Raw genomic sequence first — 17,595 nt, forward strand, 5'->3', positions numbered from 1 at the left:
ATGTGGCTTTCGTCAGCTCTAACCTGACGAAAGCCACATTGGGGGTGCAAAAGCTGACGAAAGCCGCATTGGGATTTTTTTCCTGGGTCAGGCGCCGGTTTGGCGGATGGTCCAGTCCACTGCGTCCGGTTTGGACAGTGCGGAGCCGAGGCGGTAGTGCTCGGCGTACCCTGCCGCGCCGAGTTCGGCTTCGAGCTGGGGGACGAGGGCGCGCAGCTGCGGGTTGCCGAAGTCGAAGCGGCCGCGGATCACTTCGCTCACGCCGAGCGCGGTCGCCGAGGCCGCGGCGTCGCGTCGGCCGAATCGGAGCTGGGCCAGCACTTCGACGGCACGCGCGAGGTCCGGCATGTCGTGCCGGTCGACGGTCGACCGGCACACCTTGCGGAGCCGGTCCTCGACGGTGTCCCAGTCCTCTTCGAGCACCGCCACTCTGGCTTCCAGCGCGGCCAGCCACTCGTCGCCGATCTCGCCGGGGAACGGCAGCAGCGACTCGACTTCCTTGAAGCGCTGGATCTCGACGCGCACGGCTTCCAGGTCGCGGGTCATCAGCAGCAGCTCGGCCCTGCCGAACGACGCCATCAGGTTCAGCTGCAGGTTGCCGCTGCGCTCGGCGACCGCCTCGGCGCCGCGCACCTCGTGCCAGGCGCCGTCGTGGTCGCCCGCGCGGGCGCGTTCCAGCGCGAGCCGCCAGCGCTGCTGGATGATGTCGTCGTCGGAATTGAGCTCCAGCGCCAATGCCAGGCCCTGCTCGTAGATCTGGATCGCGCCGGCGCCGTCGCCTGCCTGCGAAAGCGCCTCGGCACGCATGCCGAGTGTCATCGCGGTGCCCCACCGGTCACCGATCTCCTGGAACAGCTCCAGCGCCCTGGTCTGCGCGCGATAGCCGCCCTCGACGTCGCCGCGGTCGTTGAGGATGAAGCTCTCCATCCAATGACCTGCCGCGCGCGCCCACGGGTCGTCGCTGCCGATCGACCGCTTGACCTCGCGCATCGCCAGATCGAGGTCGTGGGTGAAGAACGCGAGCATCGGCAGCGCGATGCTCAGCCCGGGGAATCGGGCATACGCGCCGCTGTCGACGCATTCGTCGATGATCGCGCGCACGTCGAGGCCGTCGGGCACGATCGGGATGCTGAGGTTCATCGCGTGGAACGCGCTGATCGAGGCGGCGGCGTCGCGGGGCATGCCGTCGCGCAGCGGCAGCAGCTCCGACATGGTCGACAGGGCACGCTCGTTGTGGCCGCGCAGTATCCAGAACCAGAACATCGACACGGACAGGTCGCACGCGCGCGGCGCGTCCGCGGTGTCGATGGCGTGGCGCAGCGCCGCCATGATGTTGTCCTGCTCGACGTCGTAGACCGCGATCGCGGACAGCTGATCGGCCGTCCTGACCTTCGGCTCGATCTCGCAGGCCAGTTCGGCGTGATAGGTGGTGAACGCCGACCAGGTCTGCTCGACCTCGTCCGCCTCCGCGAGCCGCTCCCCCGCGTAGGCCCTGATGGTCTCCAGCATCCGGTAACGGGGATCGCCGTTGTCGGCGACATAAGCGTCCACAATGGACTTCTCGACCAGCGATCCGACGACGTAAACGCAATCCTCGGCGAGCAGGCTGTCTCCAGCGCAGACCGCCTCGATGGCCGCGAGCCCCGCACCGGCGCCGAACAGGCTGAGCCTGCGCGCGAGCGTGCGCTCGGCGTCGTCGAGCAGGTCCCAGCTCCACTCGACGACCGCGCGCAGGGTGCGCTGGCGGGGCAGCGCCGCGCGGCTGCCGGAGGTGAGCAGGCGGAATCGGTCGTCGAGCCGCTGCGCGATCTGGTCGACGGTCATCGAGCGCAGCCGCGCGGCGGCCAGCTCCAGCGCCAGCGGCATGCCGTCCAGCCTGCGGCAGATCTCGGCCACGGCGTCCACTGTGGACTCGGTGAGCTCGAAGCCCGGCCGCACCGAGCGCGCGCGGTCGACGAAGAGCCGTACCGCGCTCAGCTCGGTCGCCTCGGCGACCGTGAGCCGGTCACCAGGCACCGCCAGCGGCCCGAGCGAGCACAGCGTCTCACCCTCGATGGCCAGCGGTTCCCTGCTGGTGGCCAGTATCCGCAGTCCGGGCACCCGGCCGAGCAGCTGATCGGCGAACCGCGCGGCGGCGTCGATCAGGTGCTCGCAGTTGTCCAGCACCAGCACGCAGTCCCCGCCGCTGAGCGCTTCGACGATGCGCTTGGCCGGGTCCTTCGGCGGCTTACGCGTCTCCGAAGCGATGCGGATGTCCCAGAGCCCGAGCGCGGCCAGCACGGCATCGGCGACGTCGGCCGGATCGCGAACACCGGCCAGCGGCGCGAACCAGACGCGGCCACGCGCGTTCGCCGGGTGCTTGGCGACGGTTTCGGTCGCCAGCCTGGTCTTGCCGGCGCCGCCCGGTCCGACGAGCGTCACCAGCCTGCTGCCCGAGAGCAGCTCGGTGAGCAGCTTGAGCTCGTCCTCGCGGCCGACGAAGCTGGTCAGCCGGGTCGGCAGGTGATCGGCTGCCTTCGCGGGCGCGGTGACCTCGCCACGCAACACCGCGAGGTGGGTCTGCTGCAGCTCGGCGGACGGGTCGACGCCGAGTTCGTCCGCCAGCGTCGCGCGCAGCGTCTCGTACACGGCCAGCGCCTCGGACTGCCTGCCCGCAGACGACAACGCGCGCATCCTCAGCCCGGCCAGCCGCTCGCGCAGCGGATGCGCCGCGCTGGCCGTTTCGAGGTCGGCGAGTATCTCGGCGTGCGCGCCGAGCTGCAGCCGCGCGTCGAAGAGGTCCTCGGTCGCGGTGTCGCGCAGCTCGGTCAGCCTGGTGATCGGCGCACGTGCGAACGGCGCGTCGGCGACGTCGGCGAGCGCGTCGCCACGCCACAGCGCGAGCGCCTCGGCGAGCACCGCGGCGGCCTCTGCGGCACGGCCGGCGGTGAGTTCACGCTTGCCGCGCGCCGCGAGTGTCTCGAAGCGGTGCGCGTCGACCTTCTCGGCGGGCAGGTCGAGCCGGTAACCGCCGGTAGTCGACTCGATACCCGTGCCGACCACCTTGCGGAGCCGGGAAACCAGTGACTGCAACGCGTTCGCGGAGTCCGACGGCAGTTCGGCGCCCCATAGGCCGTCCGTGAGCGCCTCGCTGGTCACCGGCCGACCGGCGGCCAGCGCGAGCCTGGCCAGGAGCATGCGCAGGCGCACCCCGCCGATGTCGACCGGGGTGCCGTCCTCCGCCGTCAGCCGCACCGGGCCGAGCAGTATCACCTGCACCAACCCAGCTTTCCAGACGGCCGCGCCGCGCGTGCCCCTACGGGCCGACCTAAGTGGGGACTTTTGCCATGAACGGGGTAATTCCGGCGCTTTCGGCCGTCCGAGGGGATAGGTTCCGCTCACATTGAGTCACCTGAGGAGAGTTCATGACTAGTCCGAACCGCTGGCGTCGCCGGACCACGGTGTTCGTCGCCGTACTGGCGTGCGTGAGCCTCGGCACCGGCGTGGCGAACGCCGGCTGGGGTGGGGGAAAGCCGGGTAGTGACGGCGCAGGCGACAGCTACTACCCGAAGGACGGCAACGGCGGATACGACGTCGCCGACTACGACCTCGACGTCGACTACGTGCCGTCGACCAAGCAGCTGACCGGCACCGCGAAGATCGCCGCGCGCGCCACCGAGTCGCTGAGCTCGTTCAACCTCGACCTGCACGGCCTGACCGTCGACTCGGTCAAGGTCAACGGCCTGACCGCGAAGTTCAGCCGCGCGGGTGACGAGCTGACCATCTCGCCGCGGCTCACCCTGTGGCGTGGCCTGCCGTTCTTCGCCGAGGTCAAGTACCACGGCGTGCCGGAGGCCATCAACGACCCGCTGCTCGGCCTCAACGGCTGGCAGTTCGCGAAGAACGGCGGCGCGTTCGCGGCAGGCGAGCCGAAGTCGGCGAGCACCTGGTACCCCGTGAACGACACCCCGCGCGACAAGGCGACCTTCCACCTGGCGATGACCGTGCCGAGTGAGTGGGAAGTCATCTCCGTCGGCGAGGAGCGCGGCAAGCGCACGTCGCCGAAGGGCACCACCACGACCTACTGGTCGCTCGACACCCCGACGGTGCCGTACATGACCACGGTCGCCATCGACAAGTGGCAGTTCGAGCGCGGCAAGCTGGCCGACGGCACGCCGATCCTCAACTCGTACGCGCCGGGCACGCCCGACACGACGAAGGCCGCCGAGGCGCGCCTGCCGGAGATCATCGACTTCCTGTCGTCGAAGTTCGGCAAGTACCCGATCGACGCGGCGGGCGGCATCTTCCTCGCCGAGCCGATCGGCTTCTCGCTGGAGACGATGAGCCGTCCGATCTACTCGGGCCGCGCCGGCAACGTGAGCACGATCGTGCACGAGAACGCGCACCAGTGGTACGGCGACTCGGTCGCGGTCGACCTGTGGAAGGACGTCTGCCTCAACGAGTGCTTCGCGTCCTACGCGACGTGGCTGTGGTCGGAGGCGAAGGACAACGTCGACCTCGACGCGCGTTACCTCACGAACGCCAAGAACGGCTCCGACGCGTTCTGGAACTCGCCGGGCAACAAGCTGTACGACATGGGCCCCGGGCGCGAGTTCACGGCCGTCTACAGCAAGGGCCCGCTGGCGCTGCACGCTTTGCGTCGCACGATCGGCGAAGAGGCGTTCAGCAAGGTGCTGAAGACCTGGCCGTCGCTGCACCGTGACGGGAACGCGAGCTTCCCCGAGTTCCAGAAGTACGTGGAGAAGGTCGCGCACAAGAACCTCAAGGGCTTCTTCGACGCCTGGTTCTACACCCCGGCCAAGCCGGCGCCCGAGTACCTCTACCCGGGTCCGTTGAAGCCATAAGGGCTCGTGCGCGTTGCGGGCGGTACTAACCGCCCGCAACGCGCACGACCCTTGCTAGCCTTACCTCGACTCCGCCGTCGCCCCTCGCAGACGTTCACCGTCCGCGCGATGGACGCCGCGAAGAACCTCTCCCCGGACAGTGCGCCGGTCACCGCCACCACCCGCCGCGGCGCGGACGCCGTCGGCGAAGTCACCACGATCGCGCCGGAGACCGACGTGCCATGGGGGCTCGCGTTCCTGCCCGACGGCTCGGCGCTCTACGGCGACCGCGATGCGCAAACCGTCAACCGACTTTCGCGTGACGGCAAGACGAAGACCGTCGCGGGCAAGGTGCCCGGTGTCGTCGGCACCAACGGCGAGGGCGGGCTGCTCGGGCTTGAGCTTTCGCCGCGTTTCCGTTGGGATCACTGGGTTTACCTGTATCACACGTCGGAGACCGACAACCGGATCGTGCGGATCAAGTACGAGCACGGCGCACTGGATCTCGCGTCCGAGCAGGTGCTGCTCTCCGGTATCTCGAAGAACAAGTTCCACAACGGCGGCAGGCTGCGGTTCGGCCCCGATGGCAAGCTCTACGCCTCCGTCGGCGACGGCCAGACGTCCGCGAACGCGCAGGATGTCAACTCCCTCAACGGAAAGATCCTCCGGCTGAACCCGGACGGCTCGCCGGTGGCCGACAATCCCTTCTATGCCAACGGCGGCAACGCGCGCTACGTGTGGAGCATGGGGCACCGCAACCTCGAAGGCCTGGCGTTCGACTCGCACGGCAGGTTGTGGGAATCTGAATTCGGCAACAGCATCCTCGACGAGCTGAACCTGATCGAAAAGGGCGGCAACTACGGCTGGCCGCTCTGCGAAGGCACCGTCGGCGACTGCGCGAACCCGGCGTTCAAGGCGCCCGTCCAGACCTGGAAGGTCGCCGACGCGTCGCCGAGCGGCATCGCGATCGTGCACGACACCATTTACATGTCCGCACTGCGCGGCGAGGCGTTGTGGGTGATGAAGATCGACGGCAAGACCACCAGCACCCCGGTGGCCTACTTCCACGGGAAGTTCGGCCGCGTCCGCACCGTCGAGCCGAGCCCCGACTGCGGACTGTGGATCACCACCTCCAACGGTGGCGACAAGAACAACATCCCCGACGATACCAACGCGCAGTTCCTGCACGTCTCACTGGGCCATTGACCTGACCGGGGTCACCGGCGCGCGCCGGTGACCCCTTGGGGGTAATCCATGTTTCTCCGCCGCTGTCTCGCGGTGCTGACCGCGCTACTCGTCCTCACTTCCGGTTTGCCCGCCTGGGCCGCGACGACCACGTCGTGGACCGACTGCGGCGACGGCTTCGAATGCACGACCCTGCAGGTGCCCCGCGACTACCGGAACCCGGCGCTGGGCACCATCCCGCTCGCGGTGAACCGGCACCGCGCGACCGACCACGCGCACCGCGTCGGCGCGCTGCTGGTCAACCCTGGCGGCCCCGGCGGCTCCGGGCTCGGCTTCGCCAAACGCCTGCTGCCCCGGTTCCCCGAACTCGCGGCCCGCTTCGACGTGATCGGCTTCGACCCGCGCGGGGTCGGGCAGAGCGGGCAGGTCCAGTGCCTGACGGACGAAGAGACCCGGCAGGACTTCGAGGACGCGCGGCCGTTGACCTTCGAACGCGGCCAGGCCTTCGCCGCCCGGTTCACCGCGGCCTGCGTGGCACGCAGCGGGAACATGCTGCCGTACATCGGAACCGAGTCCGTCGCGCGCGACATGGACCAGATCCGGGCGGCACTCGGCGAGGAGCGGTTCAACTACTTCGGCGTCTCGTTCGGCACGTTCATCGGCACGGTCTACGCCAACCTCTTCCCCAAGCGCATCCGCGTGATGGCGCTGGACGGCGCCTACGACCCCGAGGCATACGCGAACCGGCCGTACACCTACGACTTCTGGCAGTACGTCGAAATCGAAGGCGCGCTCAACCGCATGCTCGACTGGTGCGCCCGCGACGCTTCTTGCCCCTTCGGCGACGGCAACCCCCGCGCCGCCTTCGACCGCCTCGTCCGTTCGCTGGATCGCGATCCGGTCCGCGACGCCGACGGCAAAGTCCTCGCCAACGGCTCGGTGCTGGCGTACAGCATGATCTTCGAGCTCAACGGCGGCACATCCGCGTGGCGCGGACTGGCCGCGGAACTCCAGGAAGCCGCGACCTCCCGCACCGGCGACCTGCTCTACCCGCTGAGCGACTCCTCGAGCTTCTTCGCCGCGAACGTCTCGGTGGAATGCGCCGACCGCGTCTACCCGTCAGGGAAGTTCTCGTTGCGCGCCCACCTCGCGCTCGAAGCCGCCACCGGCCCACGCCTCGGCCCGATCGCCGCCTACGGCCCGCCCGGCTACGACCAATCCCACGCCAACGCTTGCCAGCAATGGCCCGCCCAGCGCGCCAGCCGCTACCCCGGGCCCTGGAACGCACCCGGCTCGGCCCCGATCCTGGTCGTCGGCACCACCGGCGACCCGGACACCCCCTACCGCGACGCCATCGCGCTCTCCCGGACCCTGGACAACGCCCGCCTCCTCACCTTCGTCGGCGAAGGCCACTCCGGCCAGGGCCACAGCCCCTGCGCCCGCGCGGCCATCACCGCCTACCTCGTCGACCGCACCCTCCCGGCCCCCGGTACCCGCTGCACCGACAACCCCACCCCCTGACCCCGAGCCCGACCAGGCCAAAAAAATCCCAATGCGTCTTTTGGCCCCTCCTACGGACCGAAAGACGCATTGGGGACCTGCCAGGTGCCGAACGACGCATTGGGGAGCTGCTGGGGACCGAACGACGCATTGGGATTTTTTTAGGCGGGCTGTCACCAGGGGCGGTGGGTGGGCGGGTGCGCGGGCGGCTGGACCGGGGCGAAGGCCGGGACCGTCAGGTCTCCGAAGCCACCGGCCGCCGGGACGTGGTGCAGGCCCAGCGCGACCGCGGTTTCGGGTTGGTCGCGGGTGGCAGGTGGGATGCCGATCTGGTGGTGCAGCAGGGAAGCGAGCAGCGGCATCCGGCTCGGCCCGCCGACGAGGTAGACGCCACCCAGTTGTCGCGGCGTGAGCCCGGCGGCCCGGATCGTCGCCGCGAAGAGTTCCGCGCTGCGCAGGAAACTGGGGCGTACCAAGGCTTCCAGCTCCACGCGGGTGACCATCACGTCCTGGAACGGTTCGGGCATCGGAACGGCCGTCGAGGTGTGGCGCGACAGGCTTTCCTTGGCGCCCTTGACATCCTGCAGCAGCGCGCGCCGGTCACGGCGGTCCGATGTGCTGACCGGGCGCAGGATTCGTTGCCATTGCTGGGGATCGCGGTGCGAGACCTCACGGCCGATGTGCATCAGCAAGGCGTCGTCGATGTCGATGCTGCCCAGGTCGGCGAAACCGTCGTCGGCCAGCACCGAAAAGCCGTGCACGACCGCGCAGTCGAAGGTGCCGGCGCCGAGGTCGTAGACCGCCAGCGGGCCAAGGGGACGGCCCGCTGTCGCCGAGTAGTGCGCGGCGGCCGCGACCGGCTCGGGCACCAGGAGCATGGTCCCGCCGAAGCCTGCCAGCGCGGCGGCTTCGCGCAGCACGGCCTGGTGCGCGGTGCCCCAGCGCGCCGGGTGGGAGATGCGGACCTGGCCGGGGGAAAGGCCGCCGAGCGCGCGCTCGGCCTCTTCCCGGACGCGACGGAGTACCGCGGCGAAGGCGTCGGTGACGCGGACGTCATGTGTGCCGAGGCGCAGGGTGCCCTCGTCGATGCGGCGTTTCGGGTTGGGCTCGAATCGGCTCGGGTCGAGCCTGGCTTTGCGCTCGGCTTCGCGGCCGACGACGAGGGTGCCGTCGTCGTTGACGAAGATCGCCGAAGACATGGTCATCGAGGCGTCGAATTCGATCGGGCGCGGCAACTGCCCGCCGACCGCTATCGACGCGACCGTGCTCGAAGTCCCGAAATCGATCCCCAGCACGTCCATGGAATCGATCATACGAAAAGAGCGGCTCCCCTCCGGAAAGGGGAGCCGCTCTTCTCAGTGCCTAACAGACTCAGCCGGCGTCGGCTTCGCCCGCGTCCTCACCGCTCGCCGCGATGCTGACCGGCGGGCTGTCCGGGACGGCGGTCGGGCGGGCTTCACCGCGGAAGGTGAACTTCGCCTCGTCGTCGCGGTCCTCGACCTCGCCGCTCCAGCCTTCGACATCGACCACGATGATCTGGCCCGGCTGGATCTCGCCGAACAGGATCTTCTCGGACAGCTGGTCTTCGATCTCACGCTGGATGGTGCGACGCAGCGGCCTGGCGCCGAGCACCGGGTCAAAGCCGCGCTTCGCGAGCAGCGCCTTCGCCTTCTCGGTGAGCTCGAGCTCCATGTCCTTGGCCTTGAGCTGCTTCTCCACCCGGCTGGCCATGAGGTCGACCATCTGGATGATCTGGTCCTTGGTCAGCTGGTGGAACACGATGATGTCATCGATCCGGTTCAGGAACTCCGGACGGAAATGCTTCTTCATTTCCTCGTTGACCTTTTGCTTCATCTTCTCGTACTTCGTGCCCTGGTCGTTGCCGGACGCGAAGCCCAAGGAAACCGACTTGGAGATGTCGGAGGTACCGAGGTTCGAGGTGAAGATGAGCACCGTGTTCTTGAAGTCGACCGTGCGACCCTGGCCGTCGGTGAGGCGGCCGTCTTCGAGCACCTGCAGGAGCGTGTTGTAGATCTCCTGGTGCGCCTTCTCGATCTCGTCGAAAAGGACCACCGAGAACGGCTTGCGCCGCACCTTCTCGGTCAGCTGCCCGCCCTCTTCGTAGCCGACGTAGCCCGGAGGGGCACCGAAGAGCCGCGAAGCGGTGTAGCGGTCGTGGAACTCACCCATGTCGATCTGGATGAGCGCGTCGTCCTCGCCGAACAGGAAGGCGGCCAGCGCCTTCGACAGCTCGGTCTTACCGACACCCGACGGGCCCGCGAAGATGAACGAACCGGAAGGCCGCTTCGGGTCCTTCAGGCCGGCACGGGTACGCCGGATCGCCTGGGAGACGGCCTTGACGGCGTCCTCCTGGCCGATGATGCGCTTGTGGAGCTCGTCCTCCATGCGCAGCAGGCGGGTGGTCTCCTCCTCGGTGAGCTTGAACACGGGGATCCCGGTCCAGTTCGCGAGGACCTCGGCGATCTGCTCGTCGTCGACTTCGGCGACGACGTCCAGGTCACCGTCCTTCCACTGCTTCTCCCGCTCACCCTTCTGGCCGAGGAGGGTCTTCTCCTCGTCGCGCAGGCGCGCGGCACGCTCGAAGTCCTGAGCGTCTATGGCCGACTCCTTGTCCCTGCGGACGTCGGCGATCTTCTCGTCGAACTCGCGCAGGTCCGGCGGAGCGGTCATCCGGCGGATGCGCATCCGGGCGCCAGCCTCGTCGATCAGGTCGATCGCCTTGTCCGGAAGGAACCGGTCGTTGATGTAGCGGTCGGCCAGCGTGGCCGCCGCGACCAGCGCGGAGTCGGTGATCGAGACGCGGTGGTGCGCCTCGTACCGGTCGCGCAGGCCCTTGAGGATCTCGATGGTGTGCTCGAGCGACGGCTCGCCGACCTGGATCGGCTGGAAGCGGCGCTCCAGCGCGGCGTCCTTCTCGATGTACTTGCGGTACTCCTCGAGCGTGGTCGCGCCGATCGTCTGCAGCTCACCGCGGGCGAGCATCGGCTTCAGGATCGAAGCCGCGTCGATCGCGCCCTCGGCGGCACCCGCGCCGACGAGCGTGTGCAGCTCGTCGATGAACAGGATGATGTCGCCGCGGGTCTTGATCTCCTTGAGGACCTTCTTGAGGCGCTCTTCGAAGTCACCGCGGTAGCGCGAACCGGCGACCAGCGAGCCGAGGTCCAGCGTGTACAGCTGCTTGTCCTTGAGCGTCTCGGGCACCTCGCCCTTGACGATGTTCTGCGCGAGCCCCTCGACGACGGCGGTCTTGCCGACGCCGGGCTCGCCGATGAGCACGGGGTTGTTCTTGGTGCGGCGCGAGAGCACCTGCATCACGCGCTCGATCTCCTTGCCGCGCCCGATGACCGGGTCGAGCTTGCCCTCGCGGGCCGACGCGGTCAGGTTGCGGCCGAACTGGTCGAGCACCAGCGACGACGACGGGGTGCCCTCGCCACGGCCGGAGCCGGATTCCTGCGGCTCCTTGCCCTGGTAGCCGGACAGGAGCTGCAGCACCTGCTGGCGGACCCTGTTGAGGTCGGCGCCGAGCTTGACGAGCACCTGTGCGGCGACGCCCTCGCCCTCGCGGATCAGCCCGAGCAGGATGTGCTCGGTGCCGATGTAGTTGTGGCCGAGCTGCAGCGCTTCGCGCAGCGACAGCTCCAGCACCTTTTTGGCACGCGGGGTGAAGGGGATGTGACCGCTCGGGGCCTGCTGCCCCTGGCCGATGATCTCCTCGACCTGCTGGCGGACACCCTCCAGCGCGATACCCAGTGACTCCAGCGCCTTGGCGGCGACACCCTCACCCTCGTGGATCAGACCCAAGAGGATGTGCTCGGTGCCGATGTAGTTGTGGTTGAGCATCCTGGCTTCTTCTTGAGCCAGCACAACCACCCGCCTCGCGCGGTCGGTGAACCTCTCAAACATGTGCACTCCCTCGACTGCTGCGCCGGCGGCCCTAGTCCATCGTCGTGCTTTCACCGCGATGGATTCAGCACCGTAAGACCACTCTAGTAGCCATGTGGTCGCGCTGGCGTACCACTACGGCCCTTTGCGGCCTGTTCACGCCACTCGGATTTCAACCGGGGCGCGGGTCCATCATCCGGTTGACCTGTACCTCTACGTCAACCCTTAACGTGCCGGGTTCACCCGCGATTCCGCGCGAGACCCCTTGTCCGCTCAGCGCGAACAGGCGTCCGAGCAGTGAGAATCCCACCCGCTTGGCGGAAAGCGGCCCCTTATGTAAGGTTAGGCACGCCTAACACATTGCCCCGGTTGGTCACGGAGAGTCGCCGTCGGGAGGGAGCCGAGGGGGCCCGTCATGCATTCCCAGCGGGCCTCGTGCGGCTCCGGCGAAGACCTCGATTTCGACGGACTCGCCGCCTCGGTCCACCGGATCGAGCGAATCCAGCAGCTCAGCGGCCTCCGGTTCGGCATGACGGACGCGCCGGGCTGGCTGCGCTGCGACGACCTGCTCGACGCCCCGGAGCGGCTCCGCGCCTGGCAGGGCAGGCTCGCGGACTGGCTGGGCACGCAGTACGACGAGGTGCCCGCACGGACAGTCGCGGCCTGGATCGCGTCCTGGTACCTGCACGTTCCCGCCCGCGCGGCCGCGGTGCTGTTCCATCACGAGCGCCGGGTGCCCGTGTCGAAGCTCGCCTTCCGGCTGTCGGACGACCGGCCGCACCCGGCGGAGATCGCACTGCTCGGCGACGGCTTCCACTGCCTGCCGTCCGACACCGCCGCCGCGCGCCCGGAGGCCACGGTCGTCGCCGACGAGCAGGAGCTCGCCGCCGCGCTGCGCGACGGCTACCTCGCGCACGCCACCCGGTTCGTCGACGCGTACGGCCCGCTGAGCCGCCTCGGCAGGCGGTCGCTCTGGGCGGCCGCCACGGACGCGCTCGACACCGCGCTGTGGTCCGCTGGCGAGCCGGACGCGGGCGTGGCGGACGCCGCGCTGGTGCTCGGCTCCCGCCACGCGCCGCTCACGGCGGCCTCGACGCTCCGGCTCACCCCCGAACGCGAGTGGACGCGCCGTCTGGAGAGCTGTTGCTTCTCGTATCTCTTGCCGTCGACGCCCGAGTGCGACGGCTGCCCGCGCTCAACCCCCAAGCAGTCGTGAGTGTTTAGACCGGTTATTGAGGGGAAGGGCGAATGTGGCGTGTTGGTGTTCGGACACGTCCGTTCGTGTGGTCACGAAGGCGCGGGTCGCACCGGGGGTGCGAGGGGAACCCCTGCTCCGTTGGATGCAGCAGGGTTTCCCCTCGCCCGCGGGTGTAAAGCGAGGGGACCCCTCGGTGCGACATACACACCGAGGGGTCCCCTCACTTCAGCCCTCACACCCGCAACACTCACGACCTCGCGGAGTAAAGCGGGCTTTATCCCACACACCACAGCCCACGGCTATCCGCGAGTGGTAACTCTGCTCCGCTCGATGCAGCAGAGTCACCACTCACACCCGCTCGCTCCCTGACCTGGTGCCCGGCGAGCCCGCGACCGCGGCCAACGCGTCACCTTTGGGTTTCCGCTCAATAGAACCGGCCGTATCACTCACGAGCCTTGACCTCAGGGGCGCCACGCCGGGTCGCGTCCCACGAGGCCCAGCGCGCGGTCCAGCGTCGACGAGGAGGCGGGCACGGGCACTTCCGGCCCGAAGACACCCATCGCCCGCGCCTGCTCTGCCATGGCGTCCACAGCGGCATACAGGTCGGCGGCCGTGTCCTCGTCGATGGTCAGTTCCTGTCCGGTGGCGACCGCGAGGTCCCAGCCGTGGAGCGCGAGTTCCGCGAGTGCCATTCCGGCGATGACCGAGGCCGGCATCTCGACCGAGCCCATCTTCGACATTCCGTCGAGCGCGCCGGGCTTGCCGAATACGTCGGTCAGTTCGTCAGTTTGCTTCCGGAGCGCGGCGGCCCAGTCGGACCGGGTCAGGTCGTTGTCCGTCTCGCCGCCCTCGACGGCGGGCGCGGGCTCCTTGCGCCCGCCGGCCACGAGCCAGGGTCCCCAATAAAGAAGGTGGTTCAGCAGAGCGCGCACCGTGTAGTCGTCGCACGGTGTCCGCTTGGCGAGATCGTCTTCGCGCACGGCCGTCACGACGGTTTTGAACGCGTCGGCGGCGGAGGTCATCGAGAGGTACAGGTCGGCCATGCCCCATTAGCGCACACGGGCCGAAGACCTGTCTTGGACAAACGCGTCAGTTATTCGGCTGCCCGATCGATCCCGATGGCCGAGACCGACAAGATTGCGTTGTACCGGGTCAATGACGGAGCGCGAGCGGATCATGCGTTCCGGGACATCGATTACACGATTGCCGTGTCATAAAGGCATTGATAACCACGTGACAAAAGACAGCGGGCCGCCGGGATTGCTCCCGGCGGCCCGCTGGGCTGCCCGATCGTGCGGCGCAAGCGTGCCGCAGCGAACTCAGTTCTTCTTGTGGTAAGCCTCGACGACCTCGGACGGGATACGCCCGCGGTCGGAAACCTGGAAGCCGTTCTTGCGGGCCCATGACCGAATGGCCTGGTTCTGCTCACGGTCGACCGTGGCGGGACGGGCGACGGCCTTGGCGGTCGGGCGAATGGCGGCGCGCTTACGGCCACCGGCACGGCGGGCGTGCTCGACATACTGGGCGAGCGCGTCGCGCAATTCCTCGGCGTTCTCACCAGAGAGATCGATCTGGTAGCTCACGCCGTCCAAACCGAACTCGACGGTCTCTTCCGCTTCCGTGCCGTCAAGATCGTCGACGAGAGAGACGAGCACCTTCTGTGCCATCGGTGTTTCCTCCTGCTTGGGGGCTTGCTCGATTGATCGGGACGGGGCATGCCCCGGAGACAGAAGCCATTGTCTACGACATTAATACCCTCTGCCCCACGATAACGCAAATCTCGATTGGGGATAGTTGCCCGAACGGATCTATCACTCCGCCGGGGGTTATTCGGGCCGAACCTGCGGGAAGAGGATCGTCTCACGGATACCCAGCCCGGTCAGCGCCATCAGCAACCGGTCGATACCCATTCCGACACCGCCGCTCGGTGGCATTCCGTACTCCAGGGCGCGGAGGAAATCCTCATCCAGGCTCATGGCTTCACTATCACCGGCCGCGGCCAGCATCGACTGCTGCACAAGACGCTGCCGTTCCACCACCGGATCCACCAACTCCGAGTACCCGGTACCCAGTTCGAATCCGCGTATGTAGAGGTCCCACTTCTCGGCAACTCCGGGCTGTGACCTGTGCTGCCTGGTCAGCGGCGAGGTTTCGACCGGGAAATCCCGGACAAATGTCGGCTCGTGCAGATGATCGCCGACGAGGTGTTCCCACAGTTCCTCGACCAGTTTGCCGTGGCCCAACTTCGGGTCGACCTCGATGCCACGCGCTTGCGCGAATGCGTGCAACTTGCCACTCGGCGTCTCCGGAGTGACCTCTTCACCGAGTGCGCCGGACAACGAGTCATACATTCGCAACGTCGTCCACTCGCCCGAAAGGTCGTACTCACTGCCGTCGGCCAGAGTAACGATCTGCGTGCCCAGAACGGACTCGGCGGCTTCCTGGATCAACTCACGGGTCATCACCGCATTGGAGTCATAGGTCGCATACGCTTCGTAGTACTCCAGCATCGCGAACTCCGGCGAGTGGGAAGAGTCGCTTCCCTCGTTCCGGAAGTTTCGATTTATCTCGAAGACCTTCTCGATCCCGCCGACCACACAGCGCTTGAGGAACAACTCAGGCGCGATCCGCAGGAACAGCTCCTGGTCGAACGCGTTGGAATGGGTGACGAAAGGCCTGGCAGCGGCCCCGCCGTGCATGTTCTGCAACATCGGCGTCTCGACCTCGAGGAAGCCGCGGCGGTGGAACGATTCGCGCAGCGAGCGGACCACGCCCGCCCGCGTGCGGACCACGTCGCGGGCCTGCGGCCGCATGATGAGGTCGACATAACGCTGCCGGATGCGGGTTTCCTCGGAAAGATCCTTGTGCGCGACCGGCAGCGGCCGCAGCGACTTCGAGGTGAGCTGCCAGGCGTCGGCCATCACGGAGAGTTCACCGCGCTTGGAAGTGATGACCTCGCCGTGCACGAATACGTGGTCACCGAGGTCGACATCGGATTTCCACGCGTTCAACGCGTCTTCGCCGACCTTGGCCAGGCTCAGCATCGCCTGGAGCTGGGTGCCGTCGCCTTCCTGAAGGGTGGCGAAACACAGTTTGCCCGTATTGCGCATGAACATCACCCGGCCGGTCACCCCGACGTTCTCACCGGTGGCGACATCGACGGGAAGATCGGAATGCGCGGCGCGCACCTGCGCCAATGTGTGCGTTCGGGGGACCTCGACCGGGTAAGGATCGATACCCTCCGCGATTATCCGGTCGCGCTTGTCCCGGCGCACCCGCATCTGTTCGGGCAGGTCGTCTTCGGGCGCGTGTTCGGACACGGGGATTTCGGTCATGGGTATAGCGTACGAACACGCCACTCGGCTACGCCAACCGGATTACCTCTTTGCGGCACAGGCCGTCGCGAATTGGTGTAATACCGGGTACATGGGCAACGAGTCGACCCCTATATCCGACGAACTACGCGCCAAACGGGCCACCTCCTTTGGTGGAGTGGCCGCCGCCTACGCCGAGCACCGGCCCGATTACCCGATCACCGCGGTGCGCTGGGGACTGTCCGGTGCGGAGAAAGCGCCGGTAAACGTACTGGACCTCGCGGCAGGCACCGGAAAACTGACCACGACGCTGGTTGAACTGGGGTTGACGGTGACCGCCGTCGAACCCGATGAACAGATGCTGGCGGAACTCCGCCGCCGCCTTCCGGCGATAACCGCTCTTGATGGGCACGCCGAGCGGATTCCGCTCGAAACGGCGTCGGTGGACGCGGTTTTCGTCGGCCAGGCCTTTCACTGGTTCGACGCGGGCCCGGCGCTGACCGAGATCTCCCGGGTGCTGCGACCTGGCGGTGTTCTGGTCCCGATGTGGAACTACGACGACCTGTCGGTGCCTTGGGTGTCCGAATTCGGGGAACTGTTCGGCACCCCGACCGGCCGGACCTGGGCGGCGGCCGCCGCCGGTTTACCCGATCATCCCGACTTCTCGCCATCCGAACAGGAAACTTTTCGCCACAAGCAGCGTCGCACCGCGGAAAGTCTCGTGCGGACGCTCGGCACTCATTCACATGTGCTGGCCGCGACGAGTGAGGAAAGGGCGGCGATACTCCGAACGGCGGAAGATTTCCTGGCGAGCAGGCCGGAAACCGCGTCCGGCGAATTCGACCGGCCGATAGTCGTAACGGCGTTCCGCGCCAGGCGGCGATGACCATGGTGGACAAGAATTGGACAGAGATCTTCACCGACGGATTCCGCGGACCGGCCTCGCCGGGGCATGCCCGGATCTGGGCGGCGGTCTATGGCGACGAATATCCGGCGGCCTTGGACACCCACAGCTACATCACGGTGAGCGAACTGGACCGAATGGCCGAAGATTGCCGCCTTTCGCCGGGTGACCGGCTGGCCGATATCGGCTGCGGGCGAGGTGGACCCGGCATTTGGCTGGCCGCTCGGCGTGACGCTCGACTCGTCGGAATCGACATCGCCGAGACGGCACTCGAGGCCGCCCGCGAGAAGGCCGAGATTTTCGGCCTGGCGGACCGGGCCGCATTCCAACTCGGGTCGTTCACGGATACGAATATTGCAACTGGCAGCCTGCAAGCCGTTATAAGTATCGACGCGCTGCTGTTCGCCCCCGACAAGGCCGCGGCGCTGGCCGAACTGGCCAGGATCACCGCTCCCGGTGGCCGGTTGCTGATGACCACCTGGGATTACCACACGCAGCCGGACGGACGTCCGCCCCAATTGTCGGATCATCGGCCGGTTATCGAGGCGGCGGCTTCTCAGTACTCACTTATGCCGAAACCGACCGCTGGCGTGAGCGCCAGCACCGCACCAACGCGCTGATGGTCGAGTCCGTCGAAGAACTCGCCGCCGAGGACGGCCGCGATCCCGCCGAGCTGCTCGTCGGCCTCAAGGAGATGATGGCGACCAACGAATGCATGAGCCGCCGCGTCTACATCCTCGCTGAGCGCCGCCCCTGAATCCGGGATAA

General features: G+C 67.6%; 13 protein-coding genes. 7 read left to right on the top strand and 6 right to left on the bottom strand.

Going from position 1 to position 17,595, the window contains the following annotated elements; translation table 11 throughout:
• Positions 1–87 precede the first annotated feature (87 nt).
• Positions 88–3,258, bottom strand: coding sequence for a BTAD domain-containing putative transcriptional regulator (locus AB5J62_RS39455; RefSeq protein ID WP_370945132.1), 3,171 nt, complete (start codon positions 3,256–3,258; stop codon positions 88–90).
• A 146-nt stretch (positions 3,259–3,404) separates the two neighbouring features.
• On the opposite strand from AB5J62_RS39455, the gene AB5J62_RS39460 reads away from it, so the two are divergent.
• The 3 genes from AB5J62_RS39460 to AB5J62_RS39470 all read left to right on the top strand — a co-directional run bounded on the left by AB5J62_RS39460 (position 3,405) and on the right by AB5J62_RS39470 (position 7,529).
• Positions 3,405–4,844, top strand: coding sequence for a M1 family metallopeptidase (locus AB5J62_RS39460; protein ID WP_370945133.1), 1,440 nt, complete (start codon positions 3,405–3,407; stop codon positions 4,842–4,844).
• A gap of 108 nt (positions 4,845–4,952) precedes the next feature.
• A complete protein-coding gene (locus AB5J62_RS39465; protein ID WP_370945134.1) occupies positions 4,953–6,029 on the top strand; it encodes a sorbosone dehydrogenase family protein in 1,077 nt (358 codons plus the stop codon).
• 48 nt (positions 6,030–6,077) lie between these two features.
• Entirely contained in the window at positions 6,078–7,529 is a 1,452-nt protein-coding gene (locus tag AB5J62_RS39470; RefSeq protein ID WP_370945135.1) for an alpha/beta hydrolase, read from the top strand.
• Between the two features lie 152 nt (positions 7,530–7,681).
• On the opposite strand, the gene AB5J62_RS39475 is transcribed toward AB5J62_RS39470, so the two are convergent.
• Complete coding sequence (locus AB5J62_RS39475) at positions 7,682–8,809, bottom strand: Hsp70 family protein (protein WP_370945136.1); 1,128 nt, start codon at positions 8,807–8,809, stop codon at positions 7,682–7,684.
• A gap of 70 nt (positions 8,810–8,879) precedes the next feature.
• Entirely contained in the window at positions 8,880–11,432 is a 2,553-nt protein-coding gene (locus tag AB5J62_RS39480; protein WP_370945137.1) for an ATP-dependent Clp protease ATP-binding subunit, read from the bottom strand.
• 394 nt (positions 11,433–11,826) lie between these two features.
• Here AB5J62_RS39480 and AB5J62_RS39485 point away from each other — a divergent pair, with 394 nt between their 5' ends.
• The gene (locus AB5J62_RS39485) at positions 11,827–12,627 is read left to right on the top strand and encodes an iron-sulfur protein (protein ID WP_370945138.1); all 801 of its coding nucleotides are present in this window, start codon (positions 11,827–11,829) and stop codon (positions 12,625–12,627) included.
• A gap of 443 nt (positions 12,628–13,070) precedes the next feature.
• Here the strand turns inward: AB5J62_RS39485 and AB5J62_RS39490 are convergent, their stop codons facing one another.
• From AB5J62_RS39490 to lysS, 3 genes are all read right to left on the bottom strand, one after another.
• Positions 13,071–13,652: a TIGR03086 family metal-binding protein gene (locus AB5J62_RS39490; RefSeq protein ID WP_370945139.1), complete on the bottom strand. Its 582-nt coding sequence runs from the start codon at positions 13,650–13,652 to the stop codon at positions 13,071–13,073.
• A gap of 276 nt (positions 13,653–13,928) precedes the next feature.
• Complete coding sequence (locus AB5J62_RS39495) at positions 13,929–14,276, bottom strand: Lsr2 family protein (protein ID WP_370945140.1); 348 nt, start codon at positions 14,274–14,276, stop codon at positions 13,929–13,931.
• Between the two features lie 159 nt (positions 14,277–14,435).
• Positions 14,436–15,944, bottom strand: coding sequence for a lysine--tRNA ligase (gene lysS, locus AB5J62_RS39500; protein WP_370945141.1), 1,509 nt, complete (start codon positions 15,942–15,944; stop codon positions 14,436–14,438).
• A 91-nt stretch (positions 15,945–16,035) separates the two neighbouring features.
• Between lysS and AB5J62_RS39505 the strand changes: the two genes are divergently transcribed.
• Genes AB5J62_RS39505 through AB5J62_RS39515 form a run of 3 tightly spaced genes read left to right on the top strand, consistent with a single transcriptional unit; the run spans position 16,036 to position 17,584 of the window.
• A complete protein-coding gene (locus AB5J62_RS39505; protein WP_370945142.1) occupies positions 16,036–16,809 on the top strand; it encodes a class I SAM-dependent methyltransferase in 774 nt (257 codons plus the stop codon).
• Complete coding sequence (locus AB5J62_RS39510) at positions 16,806–17,447, top strand: cyclopropane-fatty-acyl-phospholipid synthase family protein (protein WP_370945143.1); 642 nt, start codon at positions 16,806–16,808, stop codon at positions 17,445–17,447. Before AB5J62_RS39505 ends, AB5J62_RS39510 begins: the two co-directional genes overlap by 4 nt.
• The gene (locus AB5J62_RS39515; RefSeq protein WP_370945144.1) at positions 17,447–17,584 is read left to right on the top strand and encodes a hypothetical protein; all 138 of its coding nucleotides are present in this window, start codon (positions 17,447–17,449) and stop codon (positions 17,582–17,584) included. The genes AB5J62_RS39510 and AB5J62_RS39515 overlap by 1 nt, the downstream gene beginning before the upstream one ends.
• The last annotated feature ends 11 nt before the right edge of the window (positions 17,585–17,595 follow it).

This window comes from Amycolatopsis sp. cg5 (assembly GCF_041346955.1).
In the GTDB taxonomy this organism is placed as follows: domain Bacteria; phylum Actinomycetota; class Actinomycetes; order Mycobacteriales; family Pseudonocardiaceae; genus Amycolatopsis.